The 824-nt window shown below is 58.7% G+C and carries 1 pseudogene; it reads right to left on the reverse strand.

Going from position 1 to position 824, the window contains the following annotated elements:
* Positions 1–824, reverse strand: a pseudogene (locus Q669_RS14275) (IS1380 family transposase); the annotation flags it as partial.

Raw genomic sequence — 824 nt, forward strand, 5'->3', positions numbered from 1 at the left:
CGCGATCACCCAGCGGGGGTGGTTCCAGGTTCGGGCCTGGTACTGGAACCGGTAGGTGGCAGAGACTTTTTCTCCCAACTCCCCGTGAGTCCTGCGAACCAGCATCGAGGGTACGTCCACCTCCTTGAGCAGCCGGCTGTTTTTGCTGATGCCCACAAGGTAATCCACGTTATTCCGGTCGCACCAGCTCAGCAATCGGGGGCGATAGAAGCCGCTGTCACCCCGGAACACGATGCGGGTATCCGGCCAGTACTGCCGGATGAACTTCACCAGCAGGGCCAGAATGGCCCAGCTGTGGCGGCTGTCGCTTCGATTGCTGGTGCGCAGGTAGCTCACCAACAGGTGACGGCCGCAGAACACGTACAGCGGGAAGAAACAATGGTGATCGTAGTAGGCGTTAAAGAACTTGCCGGGCTGGTCGCCATGCACTGGAATGTCAGTGCCATCAAAATCCAGCACAATTTCCTTGGGTGGATTACAGGTCCACGCGCTGTTCCATCCGGCACAAGGTCGATTTGCCCGCCAGAATGGCATCTTCACCGGTTGCGGTCTGAAGTGCCTGATCAGCGCGTAGCGCCTCGTGATCGTTGAGGTCTTCGTACCCGGCAGCCACGCCAAAGACCCGCTGCCGGACCATGGTTTGAAGCTTGTGGCGAACCAGCACCGGATTACGGGTATCGTCCAGCACCGTAGCCAGGCGCTGAGTGAGCTGGTGTTGTTTGTCGACTTCGCGAAGTAGGAGCAATCCGGCATCGGAGGTGATGTGGCCACCGGAGAAGTCGGCTTCAATTTGACGGCGAGAGAGTGGCGAGAAGGTCAGTTTT

The organism is Marinobacter sp. C1S70, from assembly GCF_000475355.1.
Lineage (GTDB): Bacteria > Pseudomonadota > Gammaproteobacteria > Pseudomonadales > Oleiphilaceae > Marinobacter > Marinobacter nauticus.